Below are 25674 nucleotides of genomic sequence, written 5' to 3'. Positions count from 1 at the left end.
AATGATAAAAATTGATATAAATTGTGATGTAGGTGAGGGGATAGGAAATGAAGAAAGCCTAATGCCTTATATTTCTTCTTGTAATATAGCCTGTGGGGGCCATTCGGGAGATGCTGATACAATTCATAAAGTCATCAGTTTAGCAAAAACGCATAAAGTTAATATAGGAGCACATCCTTCCTATCCAGATAAAGAAAATTTTGGAAGAAAATCAATACAGATTACTCCAAAAGAATTAATAGAAACCATACAAAAGCAATTAGAATATATCATAAAAATTGCAAAAACTCATAAAGTAACACTACATCATATTAAACCACATGGGGCTTTGTATAATGATGTAGCTAAAAATAGTAGTATTGCAAAATCATTTTTGAAAGCTATAGAGCACTATAAAAAAACACTGTATTTGTTTGTTCCATATAAGTCCATTATATCTGAAGAAGCAACGAAACAAGGCTTTAAAACTAAATATGAGGCTTTTGCTGATAGGAATTATAATACAGACTTAAGTTTAGTTTCTAGAAATATACCTAATGCAGTTATAGAAAATCCAGAAGATGTTTTACAACATATGGTTGGTATGGTAAAAAACCAAAAAGTAAAGACAGTAAAAGGATCACAAGTAAAAATTAAAGCAGATACCTATTGCGTTCATGGAGACACTCCTTCCGCTCTAGAAATAGTTACTTATCTTACTCAAGAATTGCCTAACTATAATATTGAAATTCAATAGTGAAAAAATATGCCATAGAAATAAGACCCTTTGGAACACATGCTATCTTAATTGAATGGCCAAAACGTGTAGATGAAACCATCTTACATGATATTTTGCAATTTAATTTATACCTCAAAACACATGGTTTTCAAGATAAAAATTGGGAATTTATACCTGCATACAATTCATTAACCTTAATAAACAGAAAAAAGCCTTTAGTTTTCAATGAGCTTAAAACACAATTGGAGCATTGGTATCAAAAAAGAACAGCGACAGTATTAGAGGACAATTATGTATGGCGAATTCCAGTTTGTTATGACGAAACATTTGGAATAGACATAGAAGAAACTGCAAATACATTACAGCTAAGTAAAGAAAAATTAATAAAATTACATACTACAAATATATATACAGTTTATGGAATTGGTTTCTTACCCGGTTTTTTATATTTAGGAGGATTACCAAAAACATTAGAAATCTCAAGAAGAGAAACACCTCGCTTAAAAGTGATGAAAGGAGCTGTAGGATTAGCAGGAAAACAAACTGGAATTTATCCTCAAGAATCTCCGGGAGGTTGGAATATTATAGGGAATAGTGTAGTGCCCATTTTCAATGCTGAAAATACCCCTCCATGTGTTATAAAAGTGGGCGATAAGGTACAGTTTTATCAGATTTCAAAAGCAGCATATGATTTGAAAAAGATAGAGGTAGAAGTAGGTATTTATGAACTAGAAAAAAAGAAGATGAATGCTTAATGTTCTAAAAGCTGGTTTTTACACTACTGTGCAAGACTCAGGAAGATTTGGGTACAGAGATAAAGGAGTACCCATTTCTGGCGCAATGGATATTGAAACCGTAACTATTTTAAATAAATTGTTGGAAAATGAGCCAGATAATGCTGTTTTAGAAATAACAATGACTGGCCCTACTTTAGAATTTGAAGTACCTACTTACATTGTCCTTGGTGGTGCAGAATTTCATGCTACTTTAAATAATGAACCTATATACAATTATCAAGTGTATAAAATTAATGCAGGTGACATTATTTCGTACGGAAGACTAGAAAAAGGCTTTAGAGGCTATTTGGCTATTAAAAATGGGTTTCAGACCCCAGTTATTTTAGATAGCAGGTCGTTTTATGATCCAATAACTTCAAGTGCTATAGTACATAGTAAATCTACAGTAAACTATATGCCGATTGATTTATTTGAACCTAAACTAATCGGTTTAAAAGTAGATTGTTTTATAAATGATAAAGTTTTACAGGTTTCACGTGGTCCAGAATTTTCATTATTATCAGATAAGCAATTAGAAAGTTTATTTGCTAAAACATATACAGTTGCTATGGAAAATAATAGAATGGCATATCAATTAAAAGAAACTATTACAGGCCATTCGTTTTCCATGCTTACTTCTGCTACACTTCCTGGAACTATACAATTTACACCTTCAGGGAAATTAATTATTTTAATGAAAGACGGGCAAACTACTGGCGGTTACCCACGTATCTTGCAACTCTCTGATAAGGCAATCGCAATTTTATCACAAAAAAAATCTGGAGATAAAATAAGGTTTAAATTAATGTAGTGCAATTGCGTAATTATTTTAGACTAATTTTTAATTGAACATGTAATACTTTAAAACGACCGTACTATAGCGCATATGATAGAAAATAATATAGAACTTTATCCAGACTCTGAAAAAGTGTTTGTAGATCCATCATTAGGAATATATTTTAGGCCTCTTTTTACATTTTGTACTAAAAAAAACGATAAAAATTATAAAATTCATTTACTCGGAACTGATGGTTTATTTTGTGTAAACAAATACAAATATTCAGAAAATAATTTTTTTGGTTTTAAGTATGAGAACGGATTATATGATTTTTTGGGAGATATAAAAGTATTTAGAAATTATGAATTAATAGCGCGAGTTTATGATTTTTTGCTAAACGACTTTATTAAAGAAAAAGAGTATTACATTAAAAATAAAATAACTATTGAGAATTATTTAAATGTAATTAAACCAAGACTTATTGAAATTGATACTAAAAGGTTTGATGATATTAAATATTATGTAGCAGCATTTTACAGTTATAAATTCACTAAATACTACTATAAAAAATATGGAGTTCATAAACATATATCAGTGTTAACAGAAAACTATGGGGAAAATAAAGAACCATTACTTTTAAGTAATTCCGATTCAATTTTAGAAGAGTTTTTTACAAATCTAAAATATAATTTAGTAAATGAATACGAAATAAATCCTAATATGTATGTTGGTGCAACAGAACGATCTAGGTTTATGTCTGTTATAGGGGGTGGTGATGTATTGCCATGCTAAATACAAAAGAAGAGATCATATACATATTAGAATACCATTCATAAAACATGAAGAGCAATAATTATTATTCATCTTCATAATTCCCTAAATAATCAACATTATAATTTCCTTTTAAAAATTCTTTAGATCGTTAAATGTTTTTACAAAAGAAGAGATTAATTCATAAAGGTCACTTCTCAATAAAAAAATACTTGTTACCCTTTTTAATTTTTTTTGATGTTTTTTCAAAAAATAAGACCGTTAGATATTAAAATCTATATTTTTTCTAAAAAAAACAACTAAAAAGGTATTACTCGCTTTAGTGGTACCTATAATTTGATTGAAGTTTATACTTTCATTCTTAATTAATAAACAACTTCAAGGTAAACCTAAGAGATATTCGTAAGGAAATAACTTAAAAATATAAAAACAACTCTTGAAACGTTTAAATATAGATTATCGAGTAAAAACCTAAAAACAAATCAATGGAAAACGACAAATCAAGACCAAATACGGTACCACAAGAAGCAATCTGGAATGTTTCTCAAAACGAATGGGAACTTGGAGAAAAAAATGAGCAAGGAAAACATATTGGAGAGTGGAAATGGTGGCTAGCTCCAAATGGGCATTTATGCTGCCATACTTTTTTTGATGACAACGGAGTTCTTTTAAGCTTTAAACGATTTCATCCAAATGGGGAAGTTTCTAGATATGGTACCTATGAAAATGGTGTGGAAATAGAAGATGTATATTTAAAATCTTCAGAACCAACTACAGAAATTTTTGCATATGGAAATACAGATGATACCGTTTATAAGGCAGTAAAAAGAGCTGGAGTACCTATTGAATATGATTATTTTGATAAGGAAGGGAATCACCTAAACCCTCCAATTGAAAAGAAAGCTTTAGTAGATGACAAAATTGTTATTGCTACAGAAGAAGAAGTAGCCGAAATAAAAGAGAAAATTCTTGTGAAAGGAAAAAGTTTCTTGAGAAAAGATTTTGAAGATGCATTTTACCAAGAGACTATTTTACCAATGGCTAGAGAGCAAGATCAGCAAATGCTGCATCATATAGCTAGTTCAGGATTATCTAATCAAAAAGATTTTATTTTTCATGATGGAGATTTACATCTTAGTAATTTACATTGTTTAGCTCATTTAGGCATTAGTGTGCTGGTGATAAAAGGTAACTTAATAGTTGATGGAAGCATTAACCTTGAAGATGATTTGATGCAAATGTTATTGGTAAAAGGTAATGTAACCGCTACGAATGTTATTACAAGTGGTGTATTGTTGGTTTATGGAGATTTAGCAGTTTCTGGATGTTTATTGGGTGATTACAACAAAGGTTCTGCTGTTATTGAGGGTAACTTAAGTGCAAAATTCTTTAACCCAGAAGAATACTTTTTTGAAGTTAATGGGACGATCAACTTTACCCACGCTTTTGGTAATTCATGGCGATTAAACCAAAATGAAAACCCAGAGGCTTTTAATTGGAATGAGCGTAAATTATCGGAATTTATAGCAGTTTTACATGAAAATATTCACGAAGCAGCGAGTTTTAAAGAAAATACAAGTTTATTGGATGCTAATTGCGGCGAACAAGGTTTGTTTGAATATATAGATCGATATGAATTAATCACCTATATATTAATTGATAAGCCTGTTTTTAAGAATTAATTTTTTAATCATAAAGGATTCTTTAAAAATAGTTGTATACCATATATTCAAAATGATAAAGGTCAGTATATAATTTACTTGTTGTTCTAGGGGAGCATAATGAAATTTAATTTACTGGCCTTATGGTAATTATATTAAAATAACTTTTTAATCTTCTTTGCTAAAAGTAAGGAAAGTGTGTAAGGTGGATATCTTAAAGGAATATCTAACCAATTTCCTTTTTTAAGAATCACTTTTTGATGTGAAAAGGTATCAAAAGAAGTTTTACCATGGTATGTGCCAATACCACTACTTCCAACGCCACCAAACGGAAGGTTTTTATTGGCAATATGACTAACAGTATCATTAATAGCGCCACCACCAAAACTATAGGTAGCTAGTATTTTTTCTTGAAACGTTTTATTTGTACTGAAAACATAGGTAGCCAAAGGCTTTCCATACTTAGATATGTATCTTTCGATATCTTGCTCATTTTCATAAGCAATAATAGGAAGAAGAGGTCCAAAAATTTCACCTTCCATTAGTTTACTTTCCATGTTAGGTTCATTAATTAACGTGGGAGCTATAAAACGATCAGAATCATCAAAATTACCTCCAAAAAGAATTTCTTCATCCACTAACATACTTTTTAAGTTGTTATAATGAGCTTCGCTCACCATTCTTGCATAGTATTTAGAAGCAACTAATTCATCACCATAAAAACCTGTAATGCTCTTTTTTAGCGCTGTAATTAATTTTTGTTTTACATTTTTATGTACTAAAATATAGTCAGTAGCAATACAAGTCTGTCCTGCATTTAAAAATTTGCCCCAAGCAATGCGCTTTGCTGCTAAGGCAATATGAGCAGTATCATCTACAATACATGGATTTTTACCACCTAACTCTAAAGTAACGGGGGTTAAATGTTTTGCAGCACTTTCATATACAATTTGTCCTACTCTAGAACTTCCTGTAAAAAAGATATAATCCCATTTTTCTTTCAATAGCTTCTGAGAAACTTCAACACCACCTTCAAAAACAATAGCATGTTCTGGTGTAAAAACTTTAGTGATAATAGTTGCAATAATTTTTGAAGTATTTGGTGTAATTTCAGATGGTTTTACAACTGCAGTATTACCTGCAGCAATGGCACCAATAAGTGGCGCTATTGCTAATTGAAAAGGGTAGTTCCAAGGTGCTATAATTAATACCGTACCATAAGGTTCATTGTATATATAGTTAGATGAAGGCCAATTAACCCAGGTATCTCTAACTTTTTTAGGACGAGACCATGAATTCAATTTTTTAATGGCTAAACTTAATTCCGCCAAAACAAATTGTGTTTCTGCTATGATAGTTTCAAATTTCGGTTTTTTAAAATCAACATAAATAGCATCACAAATAGCATCTTCTTGTGCTATAATTTCATTTTGTAAAGCAAGCAGTGCTTTTTTTCTAAATACAATAGATTTGGTTTGCTGTGATCTAAAGAAAATGTGTTGTTTTTTTAATTTCTCTTCCATTATACAAATTTACTTAAATCATATTTTTTTGGGATATAAGTTTTCTTTTACTTATTTTTATCCTAATGAAAAATACAAGCATCAATAATATTTTAGTTGTCATTATTCCATTTCCGGGGTGATGTAGCTATATATTGATCATAAAAAGCCTGCATCTTAACCGTTAGATGCAGGCTTTTTTTATGCATTTTAATGAAAAAAAATAAGGATAAAATAATCTTTAAAAGTATTGAATATGGGATATAAATACAGTTTAAAATACTGATTATCAAATAATTAAATATATAATAACAAAATTGAATTTGAACTAGTAGAAAATGTTAAAAAATTATGATTTTGTAAACATTTATCTTTGAAAAGATAGAAGAAAACCAACAAATACAAAGAAATACAAGTAATATTCTAAATGGAATTAAATAAATATAGTAAAAGCGTCACCCAAGATTCAACCCAACCTGCAGCCCAAGCAATGCTATACGCTATAGGTTTTAAAGATGAAGATTTTAGCAAACCACTTGTAGGTGTAGCTAGTACAGGTTTTGAAGGTAACCCATGTAATATGCACTTAAATGATCTGGCAAAATTAGTCAAAGCTGGAGTCAATTCTGAAGAAGCTGTTGGATTAATTTTTAATACGATTGGGGTTAGTGATGGTATTTCTATGGGAACTCCAGGAATGCGTTTTTCTTTGCCTTCTAGAGATATTATTGCAGATTCTATGGAGACTGTGGTGCAAGGCATGTCTTATGACGGTCTAGTAACGGTTGTGGGTTGCGATAAAAATATGCCCGGTGCATTAATAGCAATGTTACGTTTAAATCGTCCATCCATATTAGTGTTTGGAGGAACAACAGCCTCTGGTTGCCACAATGATAAAACATTAGATATTGTTTCTGCTTTTGAGGCATGGGGAGAAAAGGTAGCAGGAACAATGCAAGAAGATGAATTTAAGAATATCATAAAAAAATCTATTCCTGGAGCAGGAGCCTGTGGTGGTATGTATACAGCTAATACTATGGCATCTGCAATTGAAGCTTTAGGAATGGCTTTACCCTATAACTCTTCTAACCCAGCTATCAGCAAAAATAAAGAGGTTGAGTGTATCGAAGCTGGTAAAAAAATGTTCTATTTATTAGAAAATGATATCAAACCATTAGATATTGTTACACGCAAATCATTAGAAAATGCAATCCGCCTAGTAACTATTATGGGAGGGTCTACTAATGCTGTTTTACATTTTTTAGCCATTGCCAGAGCAGCAGATATTGATTTTACTTTAAAAGATTTCCAACATATTAGTGATACCACACCTTTTATTGCAGATTTAAAACCGAGTGGTAAATATTTAATGGAAGATGTGCATCGTATTGGTGGTATTCCAGCAGTACTAAAATACTTATTAAAAAATGGTTTATTACATGGCGATTGTATGACGGTTACTGGAAAAACATTAGCAGAAAATTTAGCTGATGTTCCAGATTTACAAGAAGGTCAAGATGTTATAAAAACATTAGAAAATCCTATCAAGGCAACAGGTCACTTACGTATGCTATATGGAAATTTAGCAACCAATGGTTCTGTAGCAAAAATTACCGGGAAAGAAGGTTTGTTGTTTAAAGGTACTGCTAAGGTTTTTGATAGTGAATATGATGCTAATGACGGCATTAGAGACGGTAAAGTGCAAAAAGGAGATGTTGTTGTAATACGTTATGAGGGTCCAAAAGGAGGTCCGGGAATGCCAGAAATGTTAAAGCCCACAGCAGCTATTATGGGCGCTGGCTTAGGTAAAGATGTAGCCTTAATAACAGATGGTCGTTTTTCTGGTGGTACACATGGTTTTGTTGTGGGTCATATTTCTCCAGAAGCACAAGAAGGTGGTGTTATTGGCTTAGTACAAGATGGTGATATCATTACTATAGATGCAGAAACAAATGCTATTAATGTAGCAGTTACAGATAAAGAATTAGCGAAACGTAAAGAGGCTTGGATACAGCCAGAATTAAAGTTTAAAAAAGGGGTATTATACAAATATGCTCGTTCCGTATCATCAGCAGCACAAGGTTGTGTTACAGATGAATTTTAAAAAAAGCCTATGGAAGTTATAAAGGAAAGAAAGGCAAAAATTAATACAAAGAAAACAATGAAAATAACTGGAGCAGAAGCAATTATACATTGCTTATTAGCAGAGGGAGTAGATTTAATCTATGGATATCCTGGAGGAGCTATTATGCCAGTTTATGATGAATTATATAAATTTCAAGATAAACTAACGCATATATTAACACGCCATGAGCAAGCAGCTGCACATGCAGCACAGGGTTATGCCAGAGTTTCTGGTAAAGTTGGTGTAGCTATGGCAACCTCAGGCCCTGGAGCCACTAATCTGGTTACAGGTTTGGCAGATGCCCAAATAGATTCTACTCCAATAGTATGTATTACAGGGCAGGTGGCATCTCATTTATTAGGTTCAGATGCATTCCAGGAAACAGATATTGTTGGTATTTCCACACCAATTACCAAATGGAATTATCAAATTACGAAAGCAGAAGAAATCCCAATCATATTAGCAAAAGCATTTTTTATAGCAAGATCTGGTCGTCCAGGACCAGTTTTAATTGATATTACAAAAGATGCACAATTTGCAGAATTCGATTTTTCATACGAAAAATGTAAAGGAGTTCGAAGTTATGTTCCCGTTCCAAAGCCAGAAATTAGTGCAATAGATGCAGCGGCAGCATTAATTAATAATGCTAAAAAACCTTTTATTGTTTTTGGTCAAGGTGTTATACTAGGCAAAGCCGAAGAAGAACTGAAAGCTTTAGTGGAAAAAGCAGGTATTCCAGCTGCCTGGACTATACTAGGATTATCTGCAATGGATACAGACCACCCTTTAAATGTAGGGATGGTTGGGATGCATGGAAATTACGGACCAAACTTGTTAACGAATGAATGTGATGTGCTCATTGCTATTGGAATGCGTTTTGATGACCGAGTTACCGGTAGTCTTGATACCTATGCAAAACAAGCTAAAGTTATCCATTTTGAAATAGATCCTGCAGAAGTTAATAAAAATGTAAAAGCAGATGTAGCCGTTTTAGGGAATTCAAAAGAAACCTTAAGCTTACTCTTACCAAAGATTCATAATAATAGTCATGAATCTTGGCATGAAGCCTTTAAAAAGAAATACGAATTAGAGTTTAATGAAGTGATTAAAACCGATTTGAAGCCTACTAACGATGGTATTAGTATGGCTGAAGTAATCGAAGAAATCAATATTGCTTCAAAAAACAAAGCTGTAATAGTTACAGATGTTGGGCAACACCAAATGGTAGCTTGTAGATATGCTAAGTTTAGCCAAACAAAAAGTAATATTACCTCAGGAGGTTTAGGAACTATGGGCTTTGCATTACCCGCAGCAATAGGCGCTAAAATGGGCGCTATGGATAGAGAAGTAGTAGCTATTATTGGTGATGGTGGTTACCAAATGAATATTCAGGAATTAGGAACTATTTTTCAGAATAAAACACCAGTAAAAATTGTAGTGCTGAATAATGATCATTTAGGAATGGTACGCCAATGGCAAGAGTTGTTTTTTGAAAGTCGCTATGCATCTACAGTCATGGTAAATCCAGATTTTGTAAAAATAGCGGAAGGCTATGCTATAAAATCAACTAGAGTAAAAGAACGTAAAGATTTAAAAGCAATTGTAGCAGAAATGATGGCATCTAAAGATGCTTATTTCTTAGAGGTATGTGTAGAAAAAGAAGAAAATGTTTTTCCAATGATACCCACTGGAGCTTCTGTTTCTGATATGCGTTTAAAATAAGAACATATTTTATGAACGATTCTAACATACAAGACATTCCAAAATTACATAATGCTATTGCACGTAAATCCGAAGAAATTGGATTTACAATGCCGTCGGATTTGTATATAGGAACATTGTTAAAAACATTGATTAGTTCTAAACCTAAAGCAAGGCTATTAGAGTTGGGTACTGGTATAGGTTTAAGTTTGTCTTGGATGATAGAAGGCATGGATACTGAATCTAAACTAATTTCTATAGATAATGATCCAGCGCTTATTGATATTGCAACAACATATTTTGGATCGGACAAACGAGTTGAATTGCTATGTGAAGACGGTTCTAAATGGATTAAAAATTATAAAGGCGAAAAATTTGACCTTGTTTTTGCGGATGCTTGGCCTGGAAAATATAGTGAACTAGATGAACTTTTAAGTTTTATTAAAGTGGGCGGATTTTATATTATTGATGATATGACGCCTCAGCCAAATTGGCCAGAAGGTCATGAAAAAAAAGCAAAACGGTTAATAGACTATTTAGAGAACAAACAAGATTTTAATTGTACAAAACTAAATTGGTCTACAGGAGTAATTATAGCTGTAAAAAAAGAATAAATATCGCTCTCTATTACGATAGATAGTGGTTTAGAAATGTAGTAGTAAAATGGAAAAAAAGTGGTTTACGATTTCAGTATATTCTGAAAATAATGTTGGTTTATTGAACAGGATTTCAGGAATATTTTTAAAAAGACATATTAATATAGAGAGTTTAAATGTTTCAAAATCTGAAATAGAAAATGTCTCTAAATTTACTGTTGTAGTACATTCAGGAAATGAAATTGTACGTAAAATTGTGAGTCAGATAGAGAAACAAATAGAAGTGATAAAAGCCTATTATCATGTAGATGATGAGACTATTTATCAAGAATCAGTAATGTTTAAAATAGACTCTAGTTTATTGTTTGATGAACGCAGTATTCAAAACATTATTAAAGATCATAATGCTACTATAGTAACTGTATCTAGAGCTTATTTTGTTTTAGCAAAAACAGGCAGAAAACACGAAATAGACCAAATGTATAACGAGTTAGTTCCTTACGGTATTATGCAATTTGTACGTTCTGGAAGAATAGCAGTTACCAAGGAAGAAATGCCAGTTACAGCATTATTAGAAAGATTTCAAGAAAATTAAATAATCAATAAATAAATCAAACGAGTTTAGAAAATGGCAAATTATTTTAATACACTATCATTAAGAGAACAATTGACCCAGTTGGGGAAATGTAGATTTATGTCATCCAGCGAGTTTTCTGATGGTGTATCCGCTTTAAAAGGTAAAAAAGTTGTTATCGTAGGTTGTGGAGCACAAGGCTTAAACCAAGGCTTAAATATGAGAGATTCTGGTTTAGATATCTCTTATACTTTGCGTGAAGCAGCGATTAAAGAACAACGTCAATCTTATAAAAATGCGACTGAGAACAATTTTAATGTGGGCACTTATGAAGAATTGATACCAACTGCAGATGTAGTAGTTAATCTTACACCAGATAAGCAGCATACAGCTGTTGTTAATGCAATTATGCCATTAATGAAAAAAGGAGCTACTTTATCGTATTCTCATGGTTTTAATATTGTAGAAGAAGGGATGCAAATCCGTGAAGATTTAACGGTTATTATGGTAGCACCAAAATGCCCAGGATCTGAAGTAAGAGAAGAATACAAAAGAGGTTTTGGAGTACCAACACTTATTGCTGTACACCCAGATAATGACCCAGAAGGTAAAGGGTATGCACAAGCAAAAGCCTATGCTGTAGCAACAGGAGGGGATAGAGCAGGTGTTTTAGAATCTTCTTTCGTAGCAGAAGTAAAATCAGATTTAATGGGAGAACAAACTATTTTATGTGGTTTGTTGCAAACAGGTTCTATTCTTTGTTTTAATAAAATGATAGAAAAAGGGATAGATGCTGGTTATGCTTCTAAATTAATTCAATACGGATGGGAAACCATTACAGAAGGATTAAAATATGGTGGTATCACTAATATGATGGATCGTTTATCAAATCCTGATAAAATTCAAGCCTTTGAGATTGCAGAAGAATTAAAGACTATTATGCGTCCACTATTCCAAAAGCATATGGACGATATTATTCAAGGAGAGTTTTCTAAAACAATGATGGAAGATTGGGCAAATGATGATAAAAACTTATTGACATGGAGAGCTGCAACAGGAGAAACCGCATTTGAAAAAACACCAGCAGGAGCTGTTGAAATATCAGAACAAGAATTTTATGACAATGGTATATTAATGGTAGCTATGGTTAGAGCAGGAGTAGAGCTAGCCTTTGAAGCTATGACAGATTCAGGAATTATTGAAGAATCTGCCTATTACGAGTCATTGCACGAAACGCCATTAATTGCAAATACCATTGCAAGAAAAAAACTATTTGAAATGAATAGAGTTATTTCTGATACAGCAGAATATGGCTGTTATTTATTTGACCATGCTTGTAAACCACTGTTAGAAGATTTTATGAAAACAGTAGATACAAATGTAATAGGAAAACCTTCAGGGAAAGGGAATGGAGTAGATAACGCAAAATTAATTGCTGTAAATAAAGCATTGAGAGAACACCCGGTAGAAATAGTAGGTGCTAGATTAAGAGCATCTATGACCGCTATGAAACCAATAGTTTAATTTGAATTAGTCTACTTTATTAGGGCACGAAATAATCCTAATAAAGAAAATTTTACGATGGTGTACTTCGGCAGCTTTAACTAAAAGCTGCCTTTTTTATAACTTTTATTCAGAAATGATGAATGAAAAATTAAAACCTATTCATTTCCCTAGTATTACTGCTATTAAAAAAGCAGCTAAAACCATACGGCAAGTAGCAGATGTAACGCCACTAACTAAAAGTATTCGCTATTCTAATGCATATGGCGCAAATGTTCTATTAAAGCGAGAAGATCTTCATAGAGTGCGTTCCTATAAAATAAGAGGTGCTTTTCATAAAATTAGTAGTCTTTCTAAAAAAGAAATGGAAAATGGTATTGTATGTGCTAGTGCTGGTAACCATGCGCAAGGCGTTGCTTTTGCCTGCAATCATCTCGGAATACATGGTGTTATATATATGCCTTCTGTAACTCCTAAGCAAAAAGTAGAACAGACAAAGTTATTTGGAGGTGATAAAATTACTGTAGTTTTAGAAGGAGATACTTTTGATGATGCATCATATGCTGCAAAAGAATTAAGTAAAAGAGAAGAAAAAACATATATCCATCCTTTTGATGATATAAAAATAATTGAAGGACAAGCTACTGTTGGTTTAGAACTAGTAGTACAAGCTAAAGATCCGATAGATTATATTTTTGTAGCTGTAGGAGGAGGAGGGCTAGCCTCAGGTTTATGCAGTGTTTTTAAAGAACTTTCTCCAGATACTAAAATTATTGGAGTAGAACCAGAAGGAGCCGCATCTATGACAACTTCTATTACAAATGGTAAAAATACGGCCTTGCAACATATTGATAAATTTATAGATGGTGCAGCAGTAAAAAGAGTAGGAGATTTAACATTTGCTATTTGTAATGATTACCTTAATGAAATGATAACGATTCCTGAAGGTAAAGTTTGCCAAACAATTTTAGATTTATATAACAGGGATGCTATAGTAGTAGAACCAGCTGGGGCATTAACGGTAACTGCATTAGATTTCTATAAAGAAAAGATTACAGGAAAAAACGTAATATGTATTATTAGTGGTAGCAATAATGATATTACGAGAACAGCAGAAATTAAGGAACGGGCACTTTTATATGGGCAATTAAAACATTACTTTATTATTAGGTTTCCGCAACGAGCAGGAGCATTAAAGCAATTTGTAGGATCAATTTTAGGACCCAACGATGATATTACACATTTTGAGTATTCTAAAAAATCTAGTAAAGAAAATGCCCCAGCCATAGTTGGTATAGAATTAAAAAGCCCAGATGATTTACAACCATTGATTCACCGGATGAAAAAAGAAAAGTTTTTTGGAGAATACCTTAATGATAAACCAGATTTATTTCAATATTTAATATAACAAAACAACACATATGAGCACTATTCAAACAATACCTTCAGCATTTCAGATCACAGAAACAATAGACCAAAGAGCATATTTGGTGAATGGAGAACTTAAAGAATGGAAAGGGAATACTACAGAGATTTATTCTACCATATCTTCTACAGAAGCGTATCAACCAACAGTACTGGGAAGTATTCCTGATATGGGAGAACCAGAAGCTTTAGAAGCTTTAGATGCCGCTTTAAATGCATATAGCAGAGGACAAGGAGTTTGGCCAACCATGCATGTAAAAGATAGAATTGAATGCATGGAAAACTTCGTTAAAAAAATGGAGACGAAGCGAGAAGAAATTGTAAAATTATTGATGTGGGAAATTGGTAAATCCCTACCAGATTCTCAAAAAGAATTTGACCGTACTGTAGAATATGTGTACGATACCATTGAAGATTATAAACAGCTAGATCGAAATGCTGCTAAATTTCAAAAACATGGGGGTGTTTATGCACATGTAAAAAGAGGTCCATTAGGTGTTGTTTTATGTTTAGGACCATATAACTATCCGTTAAACGAAACATTTGCATTGCTTATTCCTGCAATTATTATGGGTAACACCGCTATATTTAAACCCGCAAAACATGGTGTTTTATTAATTACGCATCTGTTAGAAGCTTTTCAAAGCTGTTTTCCTAAAGGGGTGATTAATATTTTATTCGGTAGGGGTAGAGCTGTTGCTGCGCCTATTATGAAAACAGGAAAAGTAGATGTGTTGGCATTAATTGGTAATAGTAAATCTGCTAATGCACTTCAAAATCAACATCCTAAAAGTAATAGATTACGCCTTGTTTTGGGCTTAGAAGCAAAGAACCCAGCCATTGTTTTACCAGATGCAGATTTAGATTTGGCTATAGAAGAGTGTATTGCAGGAACCTTATCGTTTAATGGGCAACGTTGTACCGCTTTAAAAGTAGTTTATGTTCATGAAGATATTGCAGAAGAATTTAATAAAAGATATGCAGCTAAAGTAGATGCGTTAAAATTTGGAAATCCATGGGAATCTGATGTTAAATTAACACCATTACCAGAACCCAATAAACCAGCTTACATACAAGAACTTATAGATGATGCCCAAGCTAAAGGAGCTAAGGTTATTAATAAAAAAGGAGGACAGCATTCTGATAATTATATTTGGCCAGCTGTTTTATATCCAGTCTCTAAAGATATGCGAGTATACCAAGAAGAACAATTTGGACCAGTAGTTCCCATACTTTCTTTTAAAGATATAGAAGAACCTTTAGATGATATGGCGGCTTCTAATTATGGACAACAAGTAAGTTTATTTGGTAGAGATGTATATGCTTTAGCACCTTTAATAGATACTTTGGTGAACTTAGTTTGTAGAGTAAATTTAAACAGTTCTTGCCAAAGAGGACCAGATGTATATCCCTTTACAGGAAGAAAAGATTCTGCACAAGCTACTCTAAGTGTGCATGATGCTTTACGTTCTTTTTCTATAAGGACCTTTGTAGCTTTTAAGGATAACGAATTAAATACAGCAATTGTAGAACAGTTATTAGATGCTAAGTTATCTAATTTTGTAAGTACAGATTATATTTTATAACGAATAAGAAAGCTCTGCATAACTAGTTATGCAGAGCTATTCTTTTTTATTCTTCTAAAGCGCCACCATCTATCCAGGCTCTAATTAAGTCAATATTTTCTTGTGGTAATCTACCAGAAGGAGGCATAAAACCACTATTTGTATTTCTGAAAATACTTTCGGCTCTACTGCTTACACTTTCAAAAGATACCAAGTCAAAAGGAGCTCCTCTCGTTGGAGGATCGGTATGGCATGCTAAACAGTTGTTAGAAATAAGGGGTGCAATATCTGCGTTATATGTAATTGCTGTAGTATCCCCATTATCAGTGTTTCCATTGCTAGTATCTCCGTTCCCTGTATCTTCATTTCCTGTGTCGCCATTGCCAGTATTCCCTTCAGCATTTGCATCTGGTTGTTCAACAACTTCTTGATCAATTGGTAATTCAGATTCAGTAGTGTCATCATTAGAGCAGCTTAAAACAAAGAACGCTACTATTGGCAGTAAAAATTTTAATTTATTTTTCATAGCTATATTAAATATATTATTTTCTATTTTCTATTTTCTGTGTCAAAGAAACAATATAGTATCAGGCACTACTTTATAAAGTTTGGTGAGCTGGAAAATGGACCTTTAAAAATGAATAAAACTTGAAAAATAGATATCTAGAATATTCATTTAACTTCATGATGAATTTCCGATATGCCATAAATATTAGTGTTTTCTTTGTTAAGTATTACAATCAATTTCAATTTAAAAAAGAAAAGCCCCGTTAAACGAAGCTTTAAATGTTAGCTGTAATATGATAAAAAATTTAGATGTTTTTTGCTAGCCAATCACCAACTTCACTGGTTTTATGTCCTTTAGCCCCTTCAGCTAAATCTTCGGTAACTACACCTTGTTCTAAAGATTTATTCACAACAGCTCGTATGGCTGAAGCTTCTTCGGTTAGTTTAAAATCTTCAAATAACATAGCCGCAGATAAAACGGTAGCTAATGGATTTGCAATATCTTTACCTGCTGCTTGCGGGTAGGACCCATGAATAGGTTCGTATAATCTAGCCTTTTCTCCAACTGAAGCTGAGGGCATTAAACCCATAGAGCCAGAAATAACAGAAGCTTCATCCGTCAAAATATCTCCGAAAAGATTTTCTGTGATCAACACATCATATGAATTTGGCCATTGTACCAAACGCATAGCAACTGCATCAACAAACTCATAGGATACTGTTACTTCTGGATAGTCTTTTTCCATTGCTTGTACAGTTTCTCTCCAAAGTCTTGAAGATTCTAATACATTAGCTTTATCAACACAACATAGTTTTTTTGTACGTGTCATAGCTAACTCGAAACCTTTTTTTGCTAAACGTTGTATTTCTTCTCTAGTGTAAGTACAGGTATCAAAAGCGGTATTCCCATTATCTTTTCTACCTCTTTCTCCAAAATAGATTCCGCCAGTTAATTCTCTTAGGAAGACTAAATCTGTTCCTTCAATGCGTTCTTTTTTTAATGGCGATTTATCAATTAAGGAAGGGAAGGTAAATGTAGGTCTCACATTAGCAAAAAGCCCTAATTTTTGACGCATTTTAAGTAAACCCTGCTCTGGACGTACTTTTGCAGAGGGATCATTATCAAATCTTGGATGTCCAATTGCACCAAAAAGAACCGCATCAGATGCAACACAAATTTCATGCGTACTGTCTGGATAAGGTTCTCCTACAGCATCAATAGCAGCAGCACCTGTTAATGCAGGTGTCCAATTAATTTCGTGATTGTATTTTGTAGCTACAGCATTACAAACTTTTACTGCTTGATCTATTACTTCGGGTCCTATTCCGTCTCCTGCAAGTAGGGCAATATTTAATTTCATTTTTTAAGCGTTATATGTATTTGGTTAGTTAAGACAATTGTAAAAATAGAATTGCCTATGTATTTTTAATTATATAATATTCAACATTTTTTCAGTTGCTTTTATTGCAGAAACTGTCTGATCAGAATCTAACCCACGGGTAATAAACTCTTTCTTGCTATTTTCCCAAGTAATAATAGTTTCACATAATGCATCAGAATTACTACCTGGTGGAATACGAACGGCATAATCTATTAAATTTGGAAGCGGTATTTTTTTAGCTTTATACACTTTTCTTATGGCATTGATAAATGCGTCAAACTGACCGTCCCCTGAAGCATGTTCTTCATAGGTTTCACCATCTATTTCAACCGATACTGTAGTAGAAGGTTGTAAACCTTTAGAATGTGTTAACACATATGATTTTATGATAACCTTCTCTTGATAGCCTTCACTATCTAAAACATCTGAGATGATATATGGTAAATCTTCTTTGGTAACTCGTTCTTTCTTGTCTCCAAGTTCAATAATACGTTGTGTAACTTTTTTTAACTCATCATCATTTAGGGTGAGCCCTAATTCTTGTAAATTTTTTAAAATATTGGCTTTCCCAGAAGTTTTTCCTAGTGCATATTGTCTTTTTCTCCCAAAACGTTCTGGTAGTAAATCATTAAAATAGAGGTTTTTTTTACTGTCTCCATCAGCATGAATACCAGCGGTTTGTGTAAAGACATTTGCACCAACAATGGGTTTGTTAGCAGGGATTCCAAAACCAGTAAATGCAGACACTAATTTACTTACTTTAAAAAGAGACGATTCTTTTACAGCAATTTCTACATCTGGCATAAAATCATTTATCACAGCAACAACACTTGCTAAAGGGGCATTACCAGCTCGTTCCCCCATTCCATTAACCGTTAAGTGTAATCCATGGCAACCTGCTTTTAAGGCTTCCATTACATTGGCAACACTTAAATCATAATCATTATGTCCATGAAAATCAAAATGGAGTGCTGGGTATTTTTTTACAATAGCAACAATATAGTCAAAGGTTTCTGTATGTGTTAAAACACCCAATGTATCTGGTAATAATACCCTGCTTATGGGTTGTGTTGCTAAGAAATCTAAAAATTGATATACATATTCTTGAGAGTTACGCATTCCGTTACTCCAATCTTCTAAATATACATTGGTTTTTATTCCAAAACTTTCGGCTAATGCAATGGTTTCTGCAACCTCAGAAAAATGCTGTTCTGGCGTTTTTTTAAGCTGATGTGTTAAGTGATTTAATGATCCCTTTGTTAAAAGATTTTGAACTTTAGCTCCAGCTTTTTGCATCCAACCTAAAGAGACACCTTTATCTACAAAGGATAATACTTCAACTTTATCCAAATAATTATTTTCTGATGCCCATTCGGTTATTTGCTGAACTGCCAACAATTCGCCATCAGAAACTCTAGCAGAGGCAACTTCTATGCGGTCTACTTTTAATTCTTGTAGTAATAATTTGGCTAAGGTTAGTTTTTCTGAAATTGAAAAAGACACTCCTGAGGTTTGTTCCCCATCACGAAGTGTGGTATCCATTATTTCAATTTTTCTTGTCATTCTTGGATTGGTCTTTCAGGATAGCATTTCTCAATAATAAAAAAGTATCATTAAGATCATTTATTCCAGTAATTTTTTACAAAGGAGTATTTGCTGCAAATGTTTTAATTTCTTCTCTAATATTGGTTAAGTAATCAATATCATCAAAACCATTCAACATGTTTTCTTTCTTATATTTATTGATATCAAAAGATTCACTTTCTCCAGTGGTTAATAAAGTTACTTTTTGTTCTGGTAAATTTACTTCTATTTCAGTATCTGGATTTGCTTTAATAGCACTAAATATTTTGGCTGCAAATGCTTCACTAACTTGTACTGGAAGTACACCAATATTTAAGCAATTTCCTTTAAATATATCTGCAAAGAAACTAGAAATTACACAGCGAAAACCATAATCATAAACAGCCCATGCTGCGTGCTCACGAGAAGATCCAGAACCAAAGTTTCTACCACCTACAAGAATTTTACCAGAGTAAGTAGCATCATTTAATACAAAGTCAGTTTTTGGAGAATCATCAGTATTGTATCTCCAATCACGGAATAAGTTATCTCCAAAACCAACACGTTCTGTTGCTTTTAAGAAGCGTGCAGGAATAATTTGATCTGTATCTACATTTTCTATGGGTAGGGGTACAGCGGTACTTTTTAATATTTCGAATTTATCGTATGCCATTTTTGATTAGCTTTAGGCTATTAGCGCTTGGCTATAGCAGTATTTTATATTTATTTTGGCTAGAGGCGAATTGCCAGTAGCAAGAAGCGAATTAGCTATGCCAATTCTTTTTCCATTAACTCACGTGGATCTGTAACTTTTCCAGTAACTGCTGCGGCAGCTGCAACTAGAGGTGAAGCTAGTAAGGTCCTTGATCCAGGTCCTTGACGCCCTTCAAAGTTTCTGTTACTTGTACTTACAGCTAGTTTTCCAGCGGGTACTTTATCATCATTCATTGCTAAACAAGCCGAACAACCTGGTTCACGTAATTCAAAACCAGCTTTATGAATAATGTCTAGAATACCTTCAGCTTTTATAGCAGCTTCTACTTGGTGAGACCCTGGGACTAACCATGCCGTAACATTAGCCGCTTTTTTACGCCCTTTAATAATAGATGCAAACGCTCTAAAATCTTCAATACGTCCGTTTGTACAACTTCCAATAAATACAAAATCAATTGGCTTGCCTATCATGTCTTCACCTTCATTAAAGGCCATATAGTTTAAAGATTTTTGATAGGTAGCAACAGCACCTTCTACATCAGTAGCTATAGGAATACGTTTAGAAATTCCCATTCCCATTCCTGGGTTAGTACCATAAGTAATCATAGGCTCTATATCTTGTGCATCAAAATGTAATTCTTTGTCAAAAATAGCTCCATCATCAGTCTTTAAAGTTTCCCAATAAGTCATTGCTTTATCCCAAGCTGCACCAGTGGGTGTAAACTCTCTCCCTTTTACATATTCAAAAGTTTTCTCATCAGGAGCAATCATTCCACCTCGGGCACCCATTTCTATACTTAAATTGCAAACGGTCATTCGCCCTTCCATGGTCATGTTTTCAAAGACATCACCTGCATATTCTGCAAAGTAACCCGTTGCACCAGAAGTAGTTAATTTAGATATGATATAAAGTGCTACATCTTTTGGAGTAACGCCAAAGTTTAGTTTTCCATTTACGTTAATACGCATTTTTTTAGGTTTAGGCTGCATAATACATTGCGTAGCTAATACCATTTCTACTTCAGAAGTTCCAATACCAAATGCAATTGCTCCAAAGGCACCGTGAGTAGAGGTGTGCGAGTCTCCACATACAATTGTGGCTCCAGGTTGGGTAATACCATATTCTGGACCTACTACATGCACAATTCCATTTTTTTCATGACCCAATCCCCAATGGCTAATACCATGTGCTTTTGCATTTTCTTCTAAAGCTTTTAGTTGATTAGCAGAAAGCGGATCTTTAACGGGTAAGTGTTGATTGATTGTGGGCGTGTTATGGTCGGCAGTAGCAAATGTTTTTGAAGGATATAAAACATCGATTCCTCTATTTTTTAAGCCTAAAAAGGCAACAGGACTCGTTACCTCATGAACCATATGGCGATCTATAAACAATACATCAGGACCATCTTCTACATGTTTTACTACATGCGAATCCCAAACTTTATCAAATAATGTCTTTTTTGTACTCATAATCTACTTTGAATTCTGGTAAACAAAACTATTAAAACGAGTTCTTTTACGAAATTTTCATGTTCATAAATTACGATGTTCAACGGCGCTTATGATTCCTTTTTATTACAGATTAAAATATCTTTTTTTGGAGGGTTAAAGTAGATAATTTAACAGAACTGTAACAGGTATAGAAGATTGAGGATGTTATTTTCGTAGCCTAGTATTTTTAATCAATTGTTTAACACACTATTTAATTATGAAACATTTCAACTATAAAACGTATTTGAGTTTAGCTGTTTTACTTTTTTTGACAGCTTTCACAACAATTTCAGCACAATTAACTGTACCGGCAAGTAGCCAAGAAGCGGCCGTAACCCAGCGAGTAGGAATTACCGACATTACCATCCACTACAATAGACCTTATGTAAAAGGAAGAAAAATATGGGGCGGATTAGTTCCTTATGGTTTTAATGATTTAGGTTTTGGAACATCTAAATCAGCACCATGGAGAGCAGGAGCAGATTACAATACTACTATAGCATTTACACATGACGTTGTTATTGAAGGAAATCCTGTAAAAGCAGGAAAGTATGGATTGTTTTTTGCTATTGAAGAAAACGGAGAAGTGACCGGTATTCTTTCTAGCAACACTACTTCATGGGGTAGTTATTTTTATGACGAAAAAGAAGATGTTTTACGTTTTAAGACGACGGCTAAAGATACCGAAGTATCTAAAGAAATATTAACTTATGAGTTTAATACTGTTGAAGCAACAAACGCAACTGCATCATTGCTTTGGGAAAAGAAAGAAATCCCTTTTAAAATAGAAGTTGATGTTCAAAATATAGTTCTAGAAGGTATTGCAAACGACTTACGTAATCCAAACGGATTTCAGCAGTCTGCTTGGGATCAAGCAGCTAACTATGCCTTTAATGCTGGAGAGTTAGATAAAGCTTTAGAATGGGTTAATAGTTCTATCAGTGGTCAGTTTTTCAGTAAAGAAAGCTTTAATAACCTTTCTTTAAAATCTAGAATTTTAGCTAAACAAGGAAAAACTTCAGAATCTGATGCTTTAATGGATAAAGCGCTTACAATGGGAACTTCTAATGAGATTTATCAGGTGGGGAGCCAGCTTTTGGCTGCTAAAAACTTAGATAAAGCCTTAAAAGTGATGAAGACTAATGTAAAAAATAATAAAGGTGCTTTTCCAAGTAATTATGGATTAGCAAGAGTATATTCAGCTAAAGGAGATTTTAAAAATGCTTTAAAGTCAGCTAATAAATCTATGACAGTTGCTCCAGAAAATTTTAAAAGAAGATTACAAGGTGTAATTGATAAGCTTAAAAAAGGAGAAGATTTCAATCAATAATCATTTTTGATGCAATACTTCGAAACAAATTTTCGTGGTATTTTATAAAAATCATGTTCGTATTAAAAAATCCCAATCGTTTTCGGTTGGGATTTTTTATTTTATGCGAATACCAATTGCCATAATAAGTTTAATGTTATTTATGATTTAAGTTTGTATAGTTAATGGAGGTAGTTACATAAAGGTTAACCTTTTACATATGGAATTATAATTTTAGATACCACTTTCTCTATTTCATAAATTTTTATTGTTCTCAACCAAAGAAGATCTCATATAAATACCTTCCAGGAAAAAAAGTAAAGCCGCCTGCAATAAGAATAGCACCAAAATACAGTAATATCATTTTTCTTTTATGCGATTTTATATTTCCTTTTTTTATGGCAGTGTAGGCTGTTGGAACGGTATAAATTGTTAGAAAACTGAAACAATGTATCCATCCAAAATGATTTAATATTTTTGGACCCACTTGTGCAGGCATAAATAAGGTAATAACAGCTGTTACTAGCATTAATATCATATATATTCTACCCGCTTTTCTATGGAATATAGTTCCTTTTTTTATTAATAATAATACCGTTCCAATAACAAAACATGGAATAACAGTAAGTAAATGAAAAAACATTAATTCTTTATATTCCATAACATATTACCTAATTTTTAATTTAGTTTTCTGTATTTATCAAATAGAGTACTATATCATCTGTATAAAGCTTTAGAAAACGAGTACCCTTACTTAAAAGTAATGATATTTATGTATAATGTTAATGGGTAAATTGTAAAATCAGTAAACTCTTGTCATGGAGCACCTTAAATGAATTGAAAATAATAGCAAGATGATTTCAACTATATTTTTCTATTTTTGAAATAAGATACCTATTTACATGAGTAAATTTTTAGATAAGCTTTATAAAAATCAATCTATAGGATATAAGTATTTTATTTATATCATATCTACAGTATTAATTGTTTTCTTTTTTCCTAAAGGCGGTAAATTTAAATATGAGTTTCAAAAAGGTAAACCTTGGCAGTATGATAATTATTATGCTCCTCTTGATTTTTCAATAAAAAAAAGTGAAGCAGAAATAATTGAAGAAGAGCAAGCAATAAAAAACAATCAAATTTTATATTACACATACAACCAAGATATTGTTGAGGAAGTTTACCGTATGTTCTCTTCGGAAATAAAAACCATTTTTGTAAACGATAGTATTAATACAACCCAAAGGCAAACATTAACTAGGTTGGGAAAAGAAGTACTAGATAATATTTATAAATATGGCGTGCTTGATGCCGAGCAAGTAAACGTAAAAAAGAAGACCATAAGTCTTTTAAAAAATAAAGAAGAGCAGAAAATTAATTCCAGTCAGTTATATGTTCTTAAAGATGTGAATGCTATTATTTCAAGTATTTTAGAAAAAAGAGGCTACATAAATTTAAAAACACAATACCAACAACTATTTTTTGGCATTATTAAGCCTAATGTTTTCTATAATGATATACTTTCTAAAACGGCTTTAGAAGCAGAACTCTCTAAAATTTCTTATACAAGAGGAACAATAGATGAAGGAAAATTAATTATAGCAAAAGGAGAAGTTGTTGAAGCAGAAAATTTTAAAATATTAAATTCTGTCAAAGCTGAATACGAATCAGAATTATGGAGAGCCAGTAACTACTATTTTATCATTATTGGTTATGCAATTTTAGTTGCATTAGTACTAATGATGTTGTTGCTTTTTTTAAAGAAATATAGAAGCGAGATTTTTGAAAATAATACTAAAGTAACTTTTATTTTCTTTAATATCATTTTCATGGTTTTTTTAACTACCATGGTAGTAAAGTATAATGGAGACTATGTTTTTGTAGTTCCATTGTGTATTTTACCTATGATATTGAAAACCTTTTTTGATGCTCGTTTAGGGCTTTTTGTGCATGTATTAACAGTGCTTATATTGGGTTTTGTAGTGCCTAATAGTTTTGAATATATTTTTCTACAAACAATTACTGGTATTGTAACCATACTTACCGTTTCTGAATTTTACAAAAGAGCAAATTTATTTATATCGGTAGGGCAGATCACATTAATATATATTATTGGTTATTTAGCTTTTCATGTTATACATGAAGGCGATTTAAAAAATATACAATGGTTGGTTTTTGGATTATTTCTACTAAATGGATTAATAACGTTAGTAGCACATCCTTTGATTTATATTTATGAGAAAATTTTTGGTTTAGTTTCCGATGTTTCTTTGTTAGAATTATCAGATACAAACTCAAAATTACTTAAAGAACTTTCCGATAAAGCTCCGGGAACTTTCCATCATTCATTGCAAGTAGCTAATATAGCAGAAGCTGCTGCTAATGAAATTGGAGCTAATGCTATGTTGGTTAGAGTGGGTGCTTTGTATCATGATATCGGTAAAATGATTAATCCTAACTATTTTACAGAAAACCAAATTACCAATGTAAACCCACATGATGAATTACAACCTAAAGACAGTGCTAGGATTATAATAGATCATGTTATTGGAGGGATAGAAATCGCTAGAAAAAATAACCTTCCGGATAGAGTTATTGATTTTATTAGGGTACACCACGGAACTAGCTTAGTTTACTATTTTTATAAAAAGCAAGAAAGTATTGATGAGAAGGTAGATATAGAAGATTTTAGATACCCAGGCCCAATTCCATTCTCTAAAGAAACGGCAATTTTAATGATGGCAGATGCTATTGAAGCGGCTTCTAAGAGTTTAAAAAACCCAACATTTCTAATGATAGATGAGTTTGTAGAAAAAATAATTACAGCTCAAATGAATGCAAATCAATTTTTAAATGCAGATATCACATTTAAAGAAATAGAAGCAATTAAGAAAATTTTAAAACAAAAACTCACTAATATTTATCACTTAAGAGTAGAGTATCCAGAATAATATTTTTAGGATAAAAAAAATTAAAAAAAAGTTGTGTTATAATCTACTAAAAAGTACATTTG

21 protein-coding genes are annotated in these 25674 nt (G+C 32.5%); 14 read left to right on the top strand and 7 right to left on the bottom strand.

Annotation, left to right across the window (positions count from 1 at the left end):
• Position 1 precedes the first annotated feature (1 nt).
• From pxpA to ACZ451_RS15890, 5 genes are all read left to right on the top strand, one after another.
• Complete coding sequence (gene pxpA / locus ACZ451_RS15910) at positions 2-736, top strand: 5-oxoprolinase subunit PxpA (RefSeq protein ID WP_464214174.1); 735 nt, start codon at positions 2-4, stop codon at positions 734-736.
• Positions 736-1473 carry a 5-oxoprolinase subunit PxpB gene (pxpB, locus tag ACZ451_RS15905; protein ID WP_464214172.1) on the top strand — a complete coding sequence of 246 codons (738 nt, stop codon included), beginning with the start codon at positions 736-738 and terminating at the stop codon, positions 1471-1473. Before pxpA ends, pxpB begins: the two co-directional genes overlap by 1 nt.
• A complete protein-coding gene (locus tag ACZ451_RS15900; protein WP_464214170.1) occupies positions 1466-2305 on the top strand; it encodes a 5-oxoprolinase subunit C family protein in 840 nt (279 codons plus the stop codon). The genes pxpB and ACZ451_RS15900 overlap by 8 nt, the downstream gene beginning before the upstream one ends.
• Before the next feature lie 75 nt (positions 2306-2380).
• Entirely contained in the window at positions 2381-3064 is a 684-nt protein-coding gene (locus ACZ451_RS15895) for a hypothetical protein (RefSeq protein WP_464214168.1), read from the top strand.
• Positions 3065-3528: 464 nt separating this feature from the next.
• Entirely contained in the window at positions 3529-4725 is a 1197-nt protein-coding gene (locus ACZ451_RS15890) for a bactofilin family protein (RefSeq protein WP_464214166.1), read from the top strand.
• A 134-nt stretch (positions 4726-4859) separates the two neighbouring features.
• On the opposite strand, the gene ACZ451_RS15885 is transcribed toward ACZ451_RS15890, so the two are convergent.
• Positions 4860-6227, bottom strand: a complete 1368-nt coding sequence (locus ACZ451_RS15885) for an aldehyde dehydrogenase (protein WP_464214164.1) — start codon at positions 6225-6227, stop codon at positions 4860-4862.
• A gap of 406 nt (positions 6228-6633) precedes the next feature.
• On the opposite strand from ACZ451_RS15885, the gene ilvD reads away from it, so the two are divergent.
• The 7 genes from ilvD (at position 6634) to ACZ451_RS15850 (ending at position 15716) form a co-directional block, all read left to right on the top strand.
• The gene (gene ilvD, locus ACZ451_RS15880) at positions 6634-8310 is read left to right on the top strand and encodes a dihydroxy-acid dehydratase (RefSeq protein WP_464214162.1); all 1677 of its coding nucleotides are present in this window, start codon (positions 6634-6636) and stop codon (positions 8308-8310) included.
• A gap of 9 nt (positions 8311-8319) precedes the next feature.
• Positions 8320-10053 (top strand): biosynthetic-type acetolactate synthase large subunit, encoded by a 1734-nt coding sequence (gene ilvB, locus ACZ451_RS15875; protein WP_464214160.1) that lies wholly within the window; start codon positions 8320-8322, stop codon positions 10051-10053.
• Between the two features lie 11 nt (positions 10054-10064).
• On the top strand, positions 10065-10646 hold the full coding sequence (locus ACZ451_RS15870) for an O-methyltransferase (protein WP_464214158.1): 582 nt from the start codon (positions 10065-10067) through the stop codon (positions 10644-10646).
• A 49-nt stretch (positions 10647-10695) separates the two neighbouring features.
• On the top strand, positions 10696-11223 hold the full coding sequence (gene ilvN / locus ACZ451_RS15865; protein WP_464214156.1) for an acetolactate synthase small subunit: 528 nt from the start codon (positions 10696-10698) through the stop codon (positions 11221-11223).
• Between the two features lie 33 nt (positions 11224-11256).
• The gene (gene ilvC / locus ACZ451_RS15860; RefSeq protein ID WP_464214154.1) at positions 11257-12726 is read left to right on the top strand and encodes a ketol-acid reductoisomerase; all 1470 of its coding nucleotides are present in this window, start codon (positions 11257-11259) and stop codon (positions 12724-12726) included.
• 118 nt (positions 12727-12844) lie between these two features.
• Positions 12845-14113, top strand: a complete 1269-nt coding sequence (ilvA, locus tag ACZ451_RS15855; protein WP_464216934.1) for a threonine ammonia-lyase IlvA — start codon at positions 12845-12847, stop codon at positions 14111-14113.
• Between the two features lie 13 nt (positions 14114-14126).
• A complete protein-coding gene (locus ACZ451_RS15850) occupies positions 14127-15716 on the top strand; it encodes an NADP-dependent glyceraldehyde-3-phosphate dehydrogenase (protein ID WP_464214152.1) in 1590 nt (529 codons plus the stop codon).
• A 46-nt stretch (positions 15717-15762) separates the two neighbouring features.
• Here ACZ451_RS15850 and ACZ451_RS15845 read toward each other — a convergent pair whose 3' ends face one another.
• The 5 genes from ACZ451_RS15845 to leuC form a co-directional block, all read right to left on the bottom strand.
• On the bottom strand, positions 15763-16221 hold the full coding sequence (locus ACZ451_RS15845; RefSeq protein ID WP_464214150.1) for a hypothetical protein: 459 nt from the start codon (positions 16219-16221) through the stop codon (positions 15763-15765).
• 286 nt (positions 16222-16507) lie between these two features.
• Positions 16508-17563: a 3-isopropylmalate dehydrogenase gene (gene leuB, locus ACZ451_RS15840; RefSeq protein WP_464214148.1), complete on the bottom strand. Its 1056-nt coding sequence runs from the start codon at positions 17561-17563 to the stop codon at positions 16508-16510.
• A gap of 69 nt (positions 17564-17632) precedes the next feature.
• Positions 17633-19147 (bottom strand): alpha-isopropylmalate synthase regulatory domain-containing protein, encoded by a 1515-nt coding sequence (locus tag ACZ451_RS15835; RefSeq protein WP_464214146.1) that lies wholly within the window; start codon positions 19145-19147, stop codon positions 17633-17635.
• A 76-nt stretch (positions 19148-19223) separates the two neighbouring features.
• On the bottom strand, positions 19224-19820 hold the full coding sequence (leuD, locus tag ACZ451_RS15830; RefSeq protein ID WP_464214144.1) for a 3-isopropylmalate dehydratase small subunit: 597 nt from the start codon (positions 19818-19820) through the stop codon (positions 19224-19226).
• Positions 19821-19915: 95 nt separating this feature from the next.
• Positions 19916-21331: a 3-isopropylmalate dehydratase large subunit gene (gene leuC / locus ACZ451_RS15825; protein WP_464214142.1), complete on the bottom strand. Its 1416-nt coding sequence runs from the start codon at positions 21329-21331 to the stop codon at positions 19916-19918.
• Positions 21332-21569: 238 nt separating this feature from the next.
• Between leuC and ACZ451_RS15820 the strand changes: the two genes are divergently transcribed.
• The gene (locus ACZ451_RS15820; protein ID WP_464214140.1) at positions 21570-22682 is read left to right on the top strand and encodes a DUF2911 domain-containing protein; all 1113 of its coding nucleotides are present in this window, start codon (positions 21570-21572) and stop codon (positions 22680-22682) included.
• Between the two features lie 253 nt (positions 22683-22935).
• On the opposite strand, the gene ACZ451_RS15815 is transcribed toward ACZ451_RS15820, so the two are convergent.
• Positions 22936-23322 (bottom strand): DUF2306 domain-containing protein, encoded by a 387-nt coding sequence (locus tag ACZ451_RS15815; RefSeq protein ID WP_464214138.1) that lies wholly within the window; start codon positions 23320-23322, stop codon positions 22936-22938.
• A 241-nt stretch (positions 23323-23563) separates the two neighbouring features.
• Between ACZ451_RS15815 and ACZ451_RS15810 the strand changes: the two genes are divergently transcribed.
• On the top strand, positions 23564-25612 hold the full coding sequence (locus tag ACZ451_RS15810) for an HD family phosphohydrolase (RefSeq protein WP_464214136.1): 2049 nt from the start codon (positions 23564-23566) through the stop codon (positions 25610-25612).
• Positions 25613-25674: the final 62 nt, after the last annotated feature.

The sequence above is a fragment of the Allocellulophaga tsushimaensis genome (genome assembly GCF_055383085.1).
The sequence above is the reverse complement of the archived record's forward strand: the minus strand, read 5'-3'. Positions and strand labels throughout refer to the sequence as shown.